This is a genomic window from Gilvimarinus chinensis DSM 19667 (genome assembly GCF_000377745.1).
Taxonomy (GTDB): Bacteria; Pseudomonadota; Gammaproteobacteria; order Pseudomonadales; family Cellvibrionaceae; genus Gilvimarinus; species Gilvimarinus chinensis.
This window is the reverse complement of the sequence record NZ_KB898711.1, coordinates 22,384-37,532: the sequence shown is the minus strand read 5'-3', so window position 1 is coordinate 37,532 and position 15,149 is coordinate 22,384. Positions and strand designations below refer to the sequence as shown.

Sequence of the window (15,149 nt, the reverse complement as noted above, 5' to 3'; positions counted from 1 at the left end):
AAAGGGCAGAGCTAAAAGCCTTAAATTAGCGCTCGCGAATCAGTAATCCCTGGCACTGCCCCAGTTGCGCGGCTCTTTCCAGTTGTTCAAATTCCCGCTTATTCAGTTTGCCTGGGCTGGCGATAACCGTGTGGCTATTACCCAGCGCCAGTGCGTCCCAGCTGACCCACAGCTGTTGTTCGTCATTTTTACAGTGCACCAGGCGCAGGCGCGAGGTGTCGACGTTAAAGTTGGCCAGAAGCTGGGCTGGCACGGGCTCGCGTGTTACCCAGGTTAGCCAGCGCTGACCGCACTGGCGGCTTAGGTGCGCAATCATGGGCAGAACCATTTGCCAGGATTGGCTGGTACCTTGAGTCAGAACCAGTTCGGTTAAACCGCTGGCGGGTTGGGCGATGGGTTGCGCGGTATTGAAATTAGTCACGGCGTATTACTCCTACACTTAGCCCTTCAATCGCAAAACTTTGATCCCGTAAATCCACGTGAATTACGTCGAAGTCGGGGTTTTCGGGCAGCAGCTCTACCTGGGCGCGGTTGCCCTCTCGCTTAAAGCGCTTAACGGTGACTTCGTCGTCAATTCGGGCGACTACAATTTGGCCGTTGTGTACTTGATCGGTTCTGTGCACGGCCAACAGGTCGCCATCCAGAATTCCCGCGTCTTTCATGCTCATACCCTTAACGCTGAGAAAAAAGTGCGCCTGTGGGTGGAAAAAGTTCGCGGGAATATTGCAGTAATCGTCTATGTGCTCTTGGGCAAGGATGGGGTTGCCCGCTGCGACACGGCCGACAATCGGCAGGCCGGTTTGCGCTTCAGGCAGGCGAATGCCTCGAGAGGCGCCCGGTATTAATTCAATCGCACCTTTACGAGCCAGTGCTTTGATGTGCTCTTCGGCGGCGTTGGCGGATTTGTAGCCCAGCATACGGGCTATTTCGGCCCGGGTTGGGGGATAACCTGTCTCATCGGCGTAGCTTTTAATCAGTTCGAGTACTTGCTGCTGCCGGTTGGTTAGGTTTTGCATAGCGATTCCCTGTGTCCTGTCTGGATTACTGTTTGGTTATACAGTGTCTGTGATTATATACAGTTGTTTGCTGTGCGCAACCGTTTTCTTATTGCGCACAATTTAAAGGTCCCCATGTATACTCACCTCTGCGTGTTGACCAGCCTTCAGGAGGTTGTGTGGGCAATGGGGTTTATGTGAATAGAATAGTCTTCAGTGTTCGCGTGATAGCCAGATTAAGTAGCTAGAAGGGTTTATTGAGTTATGGAAAATTGGATTTCGGGTTTGTCGAGAAGTGAGAGTTTATGGCTGTTGCAGGTTTTTATGGTGGTACTCGCCACCTTGATTTTGGCGACGTTTGTTCGCGGAATACTCAAAGGCTTACTGAAACACGCCCACAAAACCCGTACCCGTTGGGATGATACGCTAGTAGAGGCGGCCATTGCTCCGCTGCGCTGGCTGATATGGCTCGTGGGCTTGTCCTGGGCTGCTGAGTTGGCTCACGACGTTACCGAGGATTCGCTTTTACAATACGCTGATTTAGTACTGCGTATCGGTATTGTGGTTCTGCTTACCTGGTTTTTGGTGCGCCTGGTTAAATATGGCGAGCAGAACTTTCTCGCCCCGGACGATGGTAAGCCTGCTGATCCCACCACGGTTATGGCGGTCGGCAAGCTGTTACGAATTTCCATTGTGATTACCGCGGCTTTGGTTTTGTTGCAAACGTTGGGGTACAGCATTTCCGGGGTGTTGGCGTTTGGTGGTATCGGCGGTATTGCGGTGGGTTTTGCCGCAAAAGACCTGCTCGCTAACTTTTTTGGCAGCTTGATGATTTACCTTGACAGGCCTTTTAAGGTGGGTGATTGGGTCCGCTCTCCAGACCAGAACATTGAGGGCACCGTAGAGGAAATTGGCTTACGCTTAACCCGCATTCGCACATTTGATAAACGCCCTTTATACGTACCTAACCAAACCTTTACGCACATCTCGGTAGAAAACCCGTCGCGTATGTTAAACCGGCGCATCTACGAAACAATTGGTGTGCGATACGAGGATGTCAGTAAGCTGCCTGCTATTGTCGATGATGTGCGTACTATGCTTGAGAGTCACGAGGAAATTGACACTGACCAGACGTTAATCGTCAATTTTAATGAGTTTGCTAACTCTTCCTTGAATTTCTTTGTGTACACCTTCACCAAAACCATTAACTGGGTGCACTTTCATCAAGTGAAGCAAGATGTACTGCTGCAGATTATCCAGATTATTGAGCGGCATGGGGCGGAGTGTGCGTTTCCGACACGCACGTTACATTTGGCTGGTTCACAGCAGCTGCCACAGCTAGATACAGAAGCACCGGAGGGGCAATGAGTCAGCCCGAGTGTTTATACAGTTTGGCGCAAGTGGATGCTGCCCTGGAAACAATGGCCGCAAAGATTAACGCCGATTATGCGGGTGCATCATCGCCGCTTTTGGTGCTGGTACTGTTAAAAGGGGCACTTGTCACGGCGGGCGCTTTGTTGCCAAAGCTCAAGGTGCCTTTAGAGGTGGATTACCTCCACGCCAGTCGTTATCGCGATAACAGTGCAGGCGATGAGCTGCGCTGGTTGGCCAAGCCACACAGCGAATTGGCCGGAAGAACCCTGTTGATTGTGGACGATATTCTGGATCAGGGGGTCACCCTGCGTGAGGTGGTTAACTATTGCTTGGATCAGCAGGCCAGCAGTGTGAGTACAGCGGTGCTGGTGCACAAACAGCTAACCAAACCGGCCGTAGTCGAGGCTGACTATGTCGGCTTAACGGTGCCAGACCGTTACGTTTACGGTTTCGGTATGGACAATAATGAACTCGATCGCAATGCGCCGGGAATTTTTACGCTGTAAAAATAAGCCGCATAAATGTGCGAGTTTTCCGCTTTCTACGCAATGAATTGGGTAAAACCTCGTCCAAAGTGGACAATTAGCGCTCAATACAGTACAAATTCGTTCTGCGGCTGTGGGGGCCGCTCTCCGACAGGAGTCGCTGTACATAAAAATAATGAGGTTTGAGTATGTCTGATCGTCTATCCGGTACGGTTAAATGGTTTAACAACGCGCGTGGCTACGGGTTTATTACCCGCGGTGAGGGTAGTGAAGATGTGTTTGTGCACTATCGTAATATACGCGGCGAGGGCTATCGCTCTCTTGCAGAGGGGCAGAGTGTTGAGTTTTCGGTGCAGCAGGGCGATAAAGGCTTACAGGCTGACGATGTAACACAGCTGTAAGTGTTGTTGCTGCCAAAAGCCGGGTGCTGAATCACACCCGGCTTTTTCTTGTCCGTAATCTCAGTTGATAACCTTAGGGTTGTAGATTTTCTGTTGCTGAAGCTACTGGTTGTAAAGTTGTTGATTCTGAAGCGCCCACGGCTAAGGCGTTGCCCGCTAAAGGCTCGGTTTTGGCTGGTCTTTTGTATGGTGTGATTTTCACCAGTAGCCCGAGGCGTGGGTGATCCACATAGTGCAGCTCGTTACTGCGCATGCGTCTTTGCTGTTCCAGCTTCACGATATGGGCGGGCAGGTAGGGCGCCTCTAAAAACTCCATTAACGCATCTTCTGGGCGGGTTTGCGCCGCATCCGCCATCAAGTTTGAATAATCCAAACTGTTGTTACTTTGTTCTTCCCATTGCTGTAAGCGTTTCACTGGGTTAACGGGTAGGTTGGGCCATTGGTTACGGCTTTGCCCTGCGTTAATTTGAAACTCGGTAAACCACAGATCGGTAAACACGTGCAGGTAGCGGGAGACATTTACATTGATGCTGCCTTCGAGTTCAAAATGTTCGCCAAACGCCTTGCCGCCATTAATCAATATCCAAGGGGCGGAGGCTTCTGCGGTAACGTACTGGCGCCAGGCTTCGTGAAAAAGAATGTCAAAGCCAGGCTGAGCCGCGACTCGTTTGGCAACGGCGTTTAAGCTTCGCTCATCGGCCGGTAGCTCAAAAAAAGCATCGCGGGCTAAGTCTATAGGCTCAACGGTTATCTCCTGCGAGCCTTCGGCAGATTCTGGTGTTGGGGTGGGACGGTCATCGCCAAAATAATTGTTCTGTAGGTTCTGGCGCTCTTGCTGTTTGGCGCGGGCGCGTTCTTCGCGCTGAGCTATCTCGGTTTCCGGATTGCGCAGCTCTTGCCAGTTGAGGGGGTAGTCCAAGGTAATGTCGGTGGGCCAGGTTTCGGCGCTGGTGTCCAGTGGGCGTGAATAAACGATCACTTCTACCTGATACCAGCCCTCGTGGTTGGCCTGGGCGTACACCCAGGGGGGGGCGCTTAGCGCAACCATGGCCAAGCCTGTGGCGAGCGTGCGGGCCAGTGTTTTTACCTCGATCATAAATGTCTTCCTTATTGCGCGAGTGGCAAGTCTAACCCGTTTTAGTGCAAGCTGGCTAAAAGGTCTGTCACCCTTTGCAGACGATCTTCCGCATCGGGCATCGGCACTTTAAAGTTGAGGCCGTTGGCGCCGGCCAGAGAAAACACCTGGGGTTGGCTTTGCACCATCTGCACAATTTTGAGCGGGTCTATTTGCGCATCGGGACCGAACTCTACTTTGCCGCCGCCGGCGGAGGCTTCAAGTTTGGCAATGCCCAGCTTTTCGGCGTCGAGTTTGATTTCAGTAACGCGCAATAGGTTTTTGGTTTGCTCGGGCAAAAGGCCAAAGCGGTCAATCATTTCCACCTGAAGTTCACGCAGCGCTTCGGGTGTTTCAGCGCCGGCGATGCGTTTGTACAGTACCAGGCGGGTGTGTACATCGGGTAGATAGTCGTCGGGAATCAACGCGGGAATGCGTAAATTCACATCAATGTTATCCGCAAGAGGCGCATCGATGTTGGGCTGCTTACCCGAGCGCAGGGCTTTTACCGCGCGATCAAGCATGTCCATGTACATGGAAAAGCCCACTGTTTGAATTTGCCCGGACTGTTCGTCGCCCAGCAGCTCGCCCGCACCGCGTATTTCCATATCGTGGGTGGCCAGGGTAAAGCCTGCGCCCAGATCCTCTGCGCTGGCAATGGCTTCCAGGCGCTTGATGGCGTCATTGGTCATGGCGCGGCGCTCGGGCGTCAGCAAGTAAGCGTAGGCCTGGTGGTGAGAACGGCCCACGCGCCCGCGCAACTGATGCAGTTGCGCCAGGCCAAATTTGTCGGCGCGGTGAATAATAATGGTGTTGGCGCTGGGAATGTCGATACCGGTTTCAATAATGGTGCTGCACACCATGACGTTAAAGCGCTTGTGGTAGAAATCCGACATGACTTTTTCCAGTTCGCGCTCGCGCATCTGGCCGTGGCCTATGCCGATGCGCGCCTCCGGCACCAGCTCTTGCAGGGCGCGGGCGGTGCGCTCAATGCTTTTTACTTCGTTATGCAGGTAGTACACCTGACCGCCACGTAAAATCTCCCGCAGAATCGCTTCTTTGATCGTCGCATCGTCGTGCTGGCGTACGAAGGTTTTTACGCTTAAACGCCGCGCCGGCGGGGTGGCGATAATGGATAAATCGCGAATACCGGCCATAGACATGTTTAGTGTGCGCGGAATCGGGGTGGCGGTCAGGGTCAGAATATCGATCTCGGCGCGCAGCTTTTTCAGCTGGTCTTTCTGGCGCACGCCAAAACGGTGCTCTTCGTCGATGATTAGTAGCCCCAGATCTTTGTACTTGATGTCCGGTTGAATCAGTTTATGGGTGCCCACGACGATGTCGATTTTACCTTCAGCCAGGCGCTCTTTTACGGCTTCTACCTCTTTGTTGGTGCGAAAGCGCGACATGACTTCGATGGTAAAAGGCCAGCTGGCAAAGCGATCTTTGAGCGATTCGTAGTGTTGTTGTGCCAGCAGCGTTGTGGGGGCGAGAATCGCCACCTGCTTGCCGCCGTGGGCAGCCACAAAGGCGGCGCGCATGGCAACTTCGGTTTTACCAAAACCCACATCGCCGCACACCAGTCGGTCCATCGGTTGCGGCGAGAGCATGTCTTTGACCACCGCATCAATGGCAAGCTGCTGATCGGGCGTTTCTTCAAAGGGGAAGCCCGCTGAAAAGGCCAGATAATCGGCTTTCGGGTCGTCGAAGGCGAGCCCTTTGCGGGCCGCTCGCTTGGCGTATATATCCAACAGCTCGGCGGCGGTGTCGCGTACCTGTTCGGCAGCCTTGCGTTTGGCTTTGCCCCAGGCCTCTGAGCCCAGCTTGTGCAGGGGCGCGACGTTTTCATCGGCGCCGCTGTAGCGGCTGATTAAATGCAAGCTGGTGACGGGCACATACAACTTTGCCTCGTCGGCATACTCCAACATTAAAAATTCGTTGGTTTCGTTTTCGATGGTAATGGTTTCAAGGCCGCGATAGCGGCCTACACCGTGGTCGATGTGTACCACCGGCGCACCGACTTGCAACTCGGTCAGGTTTTTAACGACGTTGTCGGCGTTCTCCTGGCTTTGGCGGCGTCGGCGGGTTTGCTGCACCCGCTCGCCAAATAACTGGCTCTCGGTAATTAAAGCCAGCTTGGGTGAGGTGCAAATGAGCCCCTGATCAATACTGCCCACGGTAATGGCGAGGGTTTCATTGCCCGCGCTGAAGCTTTGCCAGCTGTCTAACTCTTTTGGCTTTACGCGAATGCGCGATAGTAACTCCAGTAGGGTTTCACGGCGTCCGGCGGATTCGGCGCAAAACAGAACCCGGCCTTCGAACTCCATTAAAAACGCTTCCAGCGCGGTTAACGGGTGTTCGTTTTGTGCTTGCACTGGCAGCGAGGGCGGGCTGTTAAAGCTGAAATTCTGGTTGCCGGCGGCCTCATCCAGCGGGTGGCTGACAAGGGCCGTGCGGCTTAGGCTTTTTAAGCCTGCAAACAGCTCTTCTTCGCGCAGATAAATTTCTTCGGGGCGCAGCAGGGGGCGCGTAGGGTCAACGCCACGCGAGTCATAGCGTGATTTCAGTTCACCTAAAAAGCGTTGCGCAGCCTCATTAATATCCCCAAGGGTGTAGGCAACGGTTTGTTCTGGCAGGTACTCAAAAAGTGTGTCGCAGTGATCGAAAAACAGCGGCAGATAGTACTCAATACCCGGGGGCGCAATGCCGTCGCTTACATCGCGATACACGCTGCAGGCGCTGGGGTCGGTATCAAAACGCTGATGCCAGCGCTGTTTAAAGGCGCTGATGCCGTTTTTATCCAATGGGAATTCGCGGGCTGGGAGTAGCTCAAGAGCCTCGATTTTGTCCGCGGTCAGTTGCGTGTCGGGGTCAAAGGTGCGCAGCGAGTCGATTTCATCGTCGAACAAATCGATGCGCAAAGGCTGGCTGCTGCCCATTGGGAAAATGTCAATCAGCGAGCCCCGTACGGCGTATTCGCCGTGCTCGTAAACCGTGTCTACAGTGCGATAGCCCGCCTGGGTCAGGTTGGTGCGCAGGGTTTCCGGGTTAAGCGGTTCGCCGACGTTAAGCATCAAGCTGCCGCCCATCAGATAGGTTTTAGGCATTAAGCGCTGCAACAAGCTGGTAACCGGCACCACCAGAATGCCTTGGCTGACGCTGGGTAACTGATACAGGGTGCGCAGTCGTTGCGAGATGATGTCCTGGTGGGGGGAGATGCTGTCGTAGGGTAGGGTTTCCCAATCGGCTAAATGCAAAATTTGCAAATCTTTGCCAGCAAAAAAGGCCAGTTCGGTCTCCAGGCGTTGGGCGCTGGCTGTATCGCTGGTAACGACTAAGCTTAACCCATTGTGGCGTTGGGCGGCGTTGGCGAGCGTGAGCGCAGCGGCGCCCCCCGGTAAACGGCCCCATTGTCGGCGTTCGCCGGCACGGGCGATAATGTCGGGGTTAAAAGAATCGGCAGTTGTCATGTTGGGCGGCAAGTCTCTGGGTGCGCAAAACGAAAGGCCGAGATTGTACCTGTGTTTGGCCTGATGCTGTAGGTGAGGGCGCAGCGAAGGGCTGTGGCACTAAAATTGTGCCGCGCCACTGGTCTTTAGCGGCGTCGATCTTTATAATTGCCGCGATTTTTTTGCCGGTTGGACACTTTGCGTCTGAAAAATACCCGCCACACTTGGTTTTTTTCGGTGTTAGGCCTCAAAGTTCGAGTTTTTGTGTCGAGCTTTCGCGCTATCCCGCCCACCGGCCGTCGATTGATTAAGCTTCAACTCAATAGAAGCAGCTGGAACGACACCAGCGCAACACTGCGGCCTGCAACCTGGCCGTGCAAAGTCATTAATCCAACGAGTGATTAGGCAGAGACGTATGATAAAGATTCGTCGGGGATTGGATTTACCTATATCCGGTGCGCCCGAGCAGACTATCAAAGATGGGCCAAAGGCTCGCTCTGTGGCAGTCATTGGCCCAGATTATCACGGCATGAAGCCAACCATGGAAGTAGCCGTGGGTGATAAGGTCAAGCTCGGTCAGCTTCTGTTTACCGATAAAAAAACCGAAGGGGTAAGATACACGGCTCCTGCAGCAGGTACTGTTGCCGCCATTAACCGTGGCGAGCGCCGTATGTTGCAGTCAGTTGTTATCGACGTAGATGGCGATGACAGCGAGAGCTTTCAAAGTTACAGCGACGGTGAGCTTAGCTCGCTGGATGGCCAGGCCGTTCGCGACCAGCTGAATGCAGCGGGTTTGTGGACAGCATTGCGCTCGCGCCCCTATAGCAAGGTTCCGGCACTGGATGCCAAACCCCATTCAATCTTCGTCACGGCGATGGACACCAATCCACTGGCGGCAGACCCGCAGGTGGTATTGAAAGGCCAGGAAGACGCTTTCGCTAAAGGCTTGAAAGTATTAGCGCGTCTGACCGAAGGTAAGGTATTCGTCTGTAAAGCAGCTGGTGCGGATATCCCCGCCAAAGCTGAGGGCCAGATTGAGGTGCATGAGTTTGGTGGTGTTCACCCCGCTGGTAATGCCGGTACTCACATTCATCATCTGGACCCTGTTACCGCAACCAAATTTGTCTGGACCATCAACTACCAAGACGTAGTGGCCGTGGGCATTTTGTTCGGCGAAGGGCGTCTGGAAACTTCTCGCGTGATTTCCGTTGCAGGCCCTCAGGTTAATGAGCCCACTTTGCTGCGTACCCGCTTGGGTGCCAGCCTTGATGAGTTGACCGCCGGTAAACTCAAAGGTGATCACAACCGTGTGATTTCCGGTTCAGTGTTTGGTGGCCGGACTGCAAATGGTCCTTACGCCTTTTTGGGGCGCTACCACACTCAGGTAAGCGTGCTGGAAGAGGGCGATGATCGTCCGATGCTGCACTACCTGCGCGCCGGTACCGACTTCTTCTCGGTTATGAACATCTATCTGTCTAAGCTAATGCCGTCCAAGCGCTTTAATTTCACCACCACCACTTTTGGTAGTGAGCGCGCTATGGTGCCGGTTGGCGCTTATGAGAAAGTCATGCCGCTGGATATCCTTCCAACTCAGCTGTTGCGCGCGTTAATTGTGGGTGACACTGAAACCGCTCAGCAGCTTGGCTGCCTTGAGCTGGACGAAGATGATCTGGCTTTGTGTACGTTTGTCTGCCCGGGTAAGTACGAGTACGGCCCGATTTTGCGCGACAACCTCACCCGTATCGAGCTGGAGGGTTAAGGCATGAAATTCTTGCGTAATTATCTCGATAAAATCGAGCCAAACTTTCACAAAGGCGGCAAGCTGGAAAAGTGGTATTCGCTGTACGAGGCGATTGATACCGGGCTGTTCCGTCCCGCCAACGTCACCAAAACCACCAGCCATGTGCGCGATGGTCTCGACCTGAAGCGCATTATGATCACGGTGTGGATTTGTACCTTCCCCGCCATGTTCTTCGGCATGTACAACGTTGGGCATCAAGCCAACACCATTCTCGCCGAGCTGGGCACTGGTGTTGGTGAAGGCTGGCGTATTGCGCTGATCAGCGCCATTGCCGGTTTTGACCCCAACAGCATTTGGGATTGTCTGGTGCACGGCGCCGCTTACTTCCTGCCGATTTACGCGGTGGTGTTTATTGTCGGCGGTTTCTGGGAAGTGCTGTTCGCCTCTGTGCGTGGCCACGAAGTCAACGAAGGCTTTTTTGTTACCTCAGTGCTGTTTGCGCTGATTTGCCCACCCGATTTACCCTTGCTGTACGCGGCACTGGGCATCAGCTTTGGTGTGGTTCTGGGTAAAGAAGTCTTTGGCGGCACCGGCAAAAACTTCCTCAACCCGGCGCTGACCGGCCGTGCGTTCTTGTTCTTCGCGTATCCTGCCAGTATGTCTGGTGATACGGTATGGACAACCGTTGACGGTTACACCGGTGCAACCGCACTGTCCGTTGCGGCGCAGGGCGGTGTTGAAGCTCTGACTAACCAGTTCACCTGGATGGACGCCTTCCTGGGTAACATTCAGGGCAGTATCGGTGAGACCTCAACTCTGGCGATCTTTATCGGCGGCGCTGTGCTGCTGGTGATGGGTATTGCCTCCTGGCGTATTGTGGCCGGCGTTATGCTGGGCATGATTGCCACCACCTTGCTGCTGAATCTGACGGGTGATGCCTCGTCTAACCCTGCCGTGGCCGTGCCTTGGTACTGGCACATGGTTATGGGTGGTTTTGCCTTTGGCATGATCTTTATGGCTACTGACCCCGTATCGGCGTCCATGACTGATACCGGTAAATACTGGTTCGGTGCCCTGATTGGCTTTATGGTAATTATCATTCGTGTGGTAAACCCTGCCTTCCCCGAAGGCATGATGCTGGCAATTCTGTTTGCCAACCTGTTTGCCCCGCTGATTGATTACCTGGTTGTACGAGCAAACATCAAGCGGAGGTTGGCACGTGGCTAATAACGATTCCATCAAAAAGACGCTCATAGTCACTATTTTGCTGTGCATCGTCTGCTCGGTGGTGGTTTCTACCGCCGCCGTGTACCTGCGCCCCGTGCAGGAAGTGAATAAATCTCTGGACTTTAAACGCAATATCCTTGCCGCCGCTGGTCTGACCGACCAGCTGAACGGCAAGAGCGTTGAAGAAGTATTCAGCGAGCGGGTTACAACTCGCGCCGTGGATCTGGATTCTGGCACCTACACAGATGAGGTAGATCCGGCCGATTACGAGCAGCGTAAAGCGGCTAAAGATCCTTCCATGTCGGAAGACTTAAGCGCCGATCAGGATATTGCCAAAATTGGTCGTCGCGAAGACGTGGCCTTGGTGTACCTGATTGAAGGTGACAATGGCCTGGAAACCATTGTCCTGCCGGTTCGCGGTTACGGCCTTTGGTCAACTCTTTACGGCTTTGTTGCCCTGGAAAAAGACTTGAACACTGTGAAAGGTTTAGGTTTTTACGAGCATGGTGAAACACCCGGCCTTGGCGGTGAAGTGGATAACCCGAACTGGAAGTCGCTGTGGGAAGGTAAAGAAGTTTACGACGAAGAGGGCAATGCTCAGTTGACGGTGATTAAAGGTGCCGTAGGTCCAGATACCAAAGATGCCGAGCACAAGGTTGACGGTTTGTCGGGTGCTACCTTGACCAGCCGTGGCGTTGCTAACCTGGTTCAATTCTGGTTAGGTGAAGAGGGCTATATGCCATTTTTGACCAACCTCAAGAAGGGGGAGGCCTAAGACCATGAAAGTAAAAGAGCTTTTATTCGCGCCAATTTTCTCGAACAACCCAATTGCGCTGCAAATTCTGGGTATCTGTTCGGCTTTGGCGGTGACCAGCAGTTTGAAAGTGACCGTTGTTATGTGTATCGCACTGACCACGGTGACCGCTTTCTCAAACCTGTTCGTTTCGCTGGTGCGCAACCACGCCCCGGGTAATATCCGGATTATTATCCAGATGACCATTATCGCCTCACTGGTGATTGTGGTGGATCAGGTGCTCAAGGCTTACGCCTACGAAATCAGCAAGCAGCTATCGGTGTTTGTGGGCCTGATTATTACCAACTGTATCGTAATGGGCCGCGCCGAAGCTTTCGCCATGAAAAACCCACCTCTGCCGAGCTTTTTAGACGGTGTGGGTAACGGTTTTGGTTACAGCGCCATCTTGTTGGGTCTGGCTTTTATCCGCGAGCTGTTCGGTACCGGGAGCCTTTACGGTTACCAAATTCTGCCGCTGGCTACCGAGGGCGGCTGGTACGTCCCCAACGGTATGTTGTTGTTGCCACCTAGCGCCTTCTTCCTGATCGGTCTCTTTATCTGGGGCATTCGCGCCTGGAAAAAAGACCAGGTGGAAGAGGTCGACTACAAAATGGCACCTAACACTAAGCCACTGCCGAAGGAGGCCTAATCGTGGAAGCTTATTTAAGCCTGTTTATTCGGTCGATTTTTATCGACAACATGGCCCTGGCTTTCTTCCTGGGCATGTGTACCTTTTTGGCCATCTCTAAAAAGATTGGCGCTGCTTTTGGCTTGGGTATTGCCGTGGTTGTGGTGCAGACCATTACCGTGCCGGTCAATAACCTGCTGTACACCTATGTACTGGCCGATGGCGCGCTGGCCTGGGCCGGCTTGCCCAACGTGGATCTGAGCTTTCTGGGCCTGATTACCTACATTGGTGTAATTGCCGCCCTGGTGCAGATTCTGGAGATGGTTCTGGATAAATACGTTCCCGCGCTGTACAACGCGCTGGGCGTGTTCCTGCCGCTGATTACCGTAAACTGCGCCATCCTGGGTGGCTCGCTGTTTATGGTGGAGCGCGATTACAACTTTGCCGAGAGTGTGGTATTCGGCGCGGGCTCCGGTGTGGGCTGGGCGCTGGCTATTACCGCACTGGCGGGTATTCGCGAGAAGATGAAGTACTCCGATGTTCCCGACGGCCTGCGCGGTCTGGGCATTACTTTCATCACCGTAGGACTCATGTCGCTGGGCTTTATGTCCTTCGGCGGTATTGATCTGTAATCAGCGAGGATACACATGAGCGAGATTATTCTTGGTGTAGTCATGTTCACAGTCATCGTGCTCGCGCTGGTGTTTGTGATCCTGAGTGCACGTGCAAAGCTGGTAGCGTCTGGCGACGTCACCATCGATATTAACGGCGAAAAAACACTGACGGTTCCCGCCGGTGGCAAACTGTTGCAGACACTGTCTGGTGCTGGTTTGTTTTTGCCTTCAGCCTGCGGTGGTGGCGGCACTTGTGCCCAGTGCCGCTGCGTGGTGAGCGAAGGTGGCGGTTCAATGCTGCCCACCGAAGAGAGCCATTTCACCAAGCGTGAAGCGAATGAAGGCTGGCGCCTGTCTTGCCAAACGCCTGTTAAGCAGGACATGAAAGTTGAAGTGCCTGAAGACGTGTTTGGGGTTAAACAGTGGGAGTGTACCGTCGAGTCGAACCCCAACGTGGCCACCTTTATTAAAGAACTAACTCTGAAGCTGCCCGAAGGCGAGAACGTAGACTTCCGCGCCGGTGGTTACGTACAGCTGGAGTGTCCGCCCTACGATATCAGCTTCTCTGATTTTGATATCGAAGAGCAATTCCGCGGTGACTGGGAGCGTTTTGGCTTCTTTAACATTAAAGCCAAAAACACCGAAACGGTTCAGCGTGCTTACTCTATGGCGAACTACCCGGAAGAGAAAGGTCTGGTTAAGTTCAACATTCGTATCGCCACTCCGCCTCCGGGCTCAAAGGACATTCCTCCGGGCATTATGTCTACTTACGTTTTCAACCTGAAGCCGGGTGACAAAATCACCGTATTCGGGCCCTTTGGTGAGTTCTTCGCCAAAGATACCGATGCAGAGATGGTGTTTATCGGTGGTGGTGCGGGTATGGCGCCAATGCGTTCGCACATTTTCGATCAGCTGAAGCGTTTAAACAGCAAGCGTAAGATGTCTTTCTGGTACGGTGCCCGCTCTCTGAAAGAGCTGTTTTATCAGGATGAATACGACATGCTGGCCGCCGAAAACGACAACTTTGAGTGGCACGTGGCTATGTCCGACCCACAGCCCGAAGATAACTGGGACGGTTTGACCGGCTTTATTCACAATGTATTGTACGAGCAGTACCTGAAGGACCATCCGGCGCCCGAAGATTGCGAGTACTACATGTGTGGGCCACCAATGATGAACGCCGCGGTTATTAAACTGCTGCACGATTTGGGCGTAGAAGATGAAAATATTATGCTCGATGACTTCGGTGGTTAATCAAGCAATGATATTTGCCCAAATAGCAAAAACAAAAACGAGGCTGGTATTACTGGCCTCGTTTTTGTTTATAGGTGGCCTATTAACTGGCTGTGGCCAAGCCGATTCTCCTCGTGAGAGCGTCAAGCTTTCGGGGCCCACCATGGGCACCAGTTATCACATAACGCTGGTGGCCGAGGCGGGAGAAAGCTTTGGCTTTGAGCAGGCCGAGCTGCAAAAAACCATCGACGATGAGCTGGAAATTATCAATCAGGTGATGTCTACCTACATTGATGATTCGGAGTTGATGCAGTTTAACCGTGCGCCGGTGAATGAATGGATGCACCTGTCAGAACCCTTGATGGAAGTGCTCAATATTGGCGAAGATGTCAGTCAGCGCTCAGAGGGCGCGTTTGATGTTACGGTGGGCCCTTTGGTTAATTTGTGGGGATTTGGCCCGGAAATGCGGCCCGAGGTTGTTCCCACTGATGATCAGTTGGCCGAAGCTTTAGCGCTTACCGGGCATGATAAGCTGCAACTGGATGTCACCCGTGCGCGCCGTACAGCCCCTATTTTTGTAGACTTGTCGGCTCTGGGCAAAGGTTATGGCGTTGATTGGATTGCCAAGGTTTTGCAGGGGCGCGGTTTCAATAACTTTATGGTGGAGATTGGTGGTGAAGTCCGCGTGGCCGGTGTTAGCCCTCGTGGTACCCCCTGGCGCATCGCGGTAGAGCAGCCCTCAGCGTTGGGCGGCAGTGCTAGACTGGCCATCGAGCTGGACAACAAATCCGTGGCTACCTCGGGGGACTACCGCAATTACTTTGAAGTGGATGGTGTGCGTTACTCGCACACCATTGATCCCGCCACTGGCCGACCCATCACCCACAATCTTGCGTCGGTGACGGTAATTGCTGACACCGCCGCCCACGCCGATGCCTGGGCGACTGCATTGAACGTTCTTGGGCCTGAAAAAGGACTTGCGTTGGCCAACGCTGAGCAACTTGCGGTGTATATGATCGTCAAAGAAAATGGCGGTTTTACCGACTTGCGTTCAGTTACTTTTTCGCAATACGCCCCTTAGGGCGGGAGGTTTTT

14 protein-coding genes are annotated in these 15,149 nt (G+C 53.4%); 10 read left to right on the top strand and 4 right to left on the bottom strand.

Translation table 11 applies throughout. From position 1 onward, the window contains the following. Positions 1–25 precede the first annotated feature (25 nt). Positions 26–421 (bottom strand): cell division inhibitor SulA, encoded by a 396-nt coding sequence (locus tag D568_RS0114845; RefSeq protein ID WP_020210392.1) that lies wholly within the window; start codon positions 419–421, stop codon positions 26–28. Further along, a complete protein-coding gene (gene lexA / locus D568_RS0114840) occupies positions 414–1,016 on the bottom strand; it encodes a transcriptional repressor LexA (RefSeq protein WP_026287071.1) in 603 nt (200 codons plus the stop codon). The genes D568_RS0114845 and lexA overlap by 8 nt, the downstream gene beginning before the upstream one ends. Before the next feature lie 243 nt (positions 1,017–1,259). Between lexA and D568_RS0114835 the strand changes: the two genes are divergently transcribed. The 3 genes from D568_RS0114835 (at position 1,260) to D568_RS0114825 (ending at position 3,255) form a co-directional block, all read left to right on the top strand. Further along, on the top strand, positions 1,260–2,363 hold the full coding sequence (locus D568_RS0114835; protein WP_020210391.1) for a mechanosensitive ion channel family protein: 1,104 nt from the start codon (positions 1,260–1,262) through the stop codon (positions 2,361–2,363). Further along, positions 2,360–2,875: a hypoxanthine-guanine phosphoribosyltransferase gene (locus D568_RS0114830; RefSeq protein WP_020210390.1), complete on the top strand. Its 516-nt coding sequence runs from the start codon at positions 2,360–2,362 to the stop codon at positions 2,873–2,875. The genes D568_RS0114835 and D568_RS0114830 overlap by 4 nt, the downstream gene beginning before the upstream one ends. 167 nt (positions 2,876–3,042) lie before the next feature. Beyond that, positions 3,043–3,255 carry a cold-shock protein gene (locus tag D568_RS0114825; RefSeq protein WP_020210389.1) on the top strand — a complete coding sequence of 71 codons (213 nt, stop codon included), beginning with the start codon at positions 3,043–3,045 and terminating at the stop codon, positions 3,253–3,255. 73 nt (positions 3,256–3,328) lie between these two features. Here the strand turns inward: D568_RS0114825 and D568_RS20305 are convergent, their stop codons facing one another. Next, complete coding sequence (locus tag D568_RS20305) at positions 3,329–4,351, bottom strand: CsiV family protein (RefSeq protein ID WP_020210388.1); 1,023 nt, start codon at positions 4,349–4,351, stop codon at positions 3,329–3,331. A gap of 41 nt (positions 4,352–4,392) precedes the next feature. Next, complete coding sequence (gene mfd / locus D568_RS0114815) at positions 4,393–7,839, bottom strand: transcription-repair coupling factor (RefSeq protein ID WP_020210387.1); 3,447 nt, start codon at positions 7,837–7,839, stop codon at positions 4,393–4,395. A gap of 394 nt (positions 7,840–8,233) precedes the next feature. Between mfd and D568_RS0114810 the strand changes: the two genes are divergently transcribed. Genes D568_RS0114810 through D568_RS0114780 form a run of 7 tightly spaced genes read left to right on the top strand, consistent with a single transcriptional unit; the run spans position 8,234 to position 15,135 of the window. After that, positions 8,234–9,577 carry a Na(+)-translocating NADH-quinone reductase subunit A gene (locus D568_RS0114810; RefSeq protein WP_020210386.1) on the top strand — a complete coding sequence of 448 codons (1,344 nt, stop codon included), beginning with the start codon at positions 8,234–8,236 and terminating at the stop codon, positions 9,575–9,577. 3 nt (positions 9,578–9,580) lie between these two features. Further along, complete coding sequence (locus D568_RS0114805; RefSeq protein ID WP_020210385.1) at positions 9,581–10,786, top strand: NADH:ubiquinone reductase (Na(+)-transporting) subunit B; 1,206 nt, start codon at positions 9,581–9,583, stop codon at positions 10,784–10,786. Continuing rightward, a complete protein-coding gene (locus tag D568_RS0114800; protein ID WP_020210384.1) occupies positions 10,779–11,561 on the top strand; it encodes a Na(+)-translocating NADH-quinone reductase subunit C in 783 nt (260 codons plus the stop codon). The genes D568_RS0114805 and D568_RS0114800 overlap by 8 nt, the downstream gene beginning before the upstream one ends. 4 nt (positions 11,562–11,565) lie before the next feature. Next, positions 11,566–12,228 carry an NADH:ubiquinone reductase (Na(+)-transporting) subunit D gene (locus tag D568_RS0114795; protein WP_020210383.1) on the top strand — a complete coding sequence of 221 codons (663 nt, stop codon included), beginning with the start codon at positions 11,566–11,568 and terminating at the stop codon, positions 12,226–12,228. Between the two features lie 2 nt (positions 12,229–12,230). Beyond that, positions 12,231–12,839 (top strand): NADH:ubiquinone reductase (Na(+)-transporting) subunit E, encoded by a 609-nt coding sequence (gene nqrE, locus D568_RS0114790; protein ID WP_020210382.1) that lies wholly within the window; start codon positions 12,231–12,233, stop codon positions 12,837–12,839. A 15-nt stretch (positions 12,840–12,854) separates the two neighbouring features. Then, the gene (nqrF, locus tag D568_RS0114785) at positions 12,855–14,075 is read left to right on the top strand and encodes an NADH:ubiquinone reductase (Na(+)-transporting) subunit F (RefSeq protein ID WP_020210381.1); all 1,221 of its coding nucleotides are present in this window, start codon (positions 12,855–12,857) and stop codon (positions 14,073–14,075) included. Continuing rightward, positions 14,059–15,135 carry an FAD:protein FMN transferase gene (locus D568_RS0114780; RefSeq protein ID WP_020210380.1) on the top strand — a complete coding sequence of 359 codons (1,077 nt, stop codon included), beginning with the start codon at positions 14,059–14,061 and terminating at the stop codon, positions 15,133–15,135. Before nqrF ends, D568_RS0114780 begins: the two co-directional genes overlap by 17 nt. The last annotated feature ends 14 nt before the right edge of the window (positions 15,136–15,149 follow it).

What these genes read in the sequence shown, in the direction of transcription:
- D568_RS0114805 (WP_020210385.1), top strand. Translation starts at nt 9,581, where the DNA reads ATGAAATTCTTGCGTAATTATCTCGATAAAATCGAGCCAAACTTTCAC.
- D568_RS0114780 (WP_020210380.1), top strand. Translation starts at nt 14,059, where the DNA reads ATGACTTCGGTGGTTAATCAAGCAATGATATTTGCCCAAATAGCAAAA.
- D568_RS0114825 (WP_020210389.1), top strand. Translation starts at nt 3,043, where the DNA reads ATGTCTGATCGTCTATCCGGTACGGTTAAATGGTTTAACAACGCGCGT.
- mfd (WP_020210387.1), bottom strand. Translation starts at nt 7,839, where the DNA reads ATGACAACTGCCGATTCTTTTAACCCCGACATTATCGCCCGTGCCGGC.
- D568_RS20305 (WP_020210388.1), bottom strand. Translation starts at nt 4,351, where the DNA reads ATGATCGAGGTAAAAACACTGGCCCGCACGCTCGCCACAGGCTTGGCC.
- D568_RS0114810 (WP_020210386.1), top strand. Translation starts at nt 8,234, where the DNA reads ATGATAAAGATTCGTCGGGGATTGGATTTACCTATATCCGGTGCGCCC.
- nqrF (WP_020210381.1), top strand. Translation starts at nt 12,855, where the DNA reads ATGAGCGAGATTATTCTTGGTGTAGTCATGTTCACAGTCATCGTGCTC.
- D568_RS0114795 (WP_020210383.1), top strand. Translation starts at nt 11,566, where the DNA reads ATGAAAGTAAAAGAGCTTTTATTCGCGCCAATTTTCTCGAACAACCCA.
- lexA (WP_026287071.1), bottom strand. Translation starts at nt 1,016, where the DNA reads ATGCAAAACCTAACCAACCGGCAGCAGCAAGTACTCGAACTGATTAAA.
- D568_RS0114835 (WP_020210391.1), top strand. Translation starts at nt 1,260, where the DNA reads ATGGAAAATTGGATTTCGGGTTTGTCGAGAAGTGAGAGTTTATGGCTG.
- D568_RS0114830 (WP_020210390.1), top strand. Translation starts at nt 2,360, where the DNA reads ATGAGTCAGCCCGAGTGTTTATACAGTTTGGCGCAAGTGGATGCTGCC.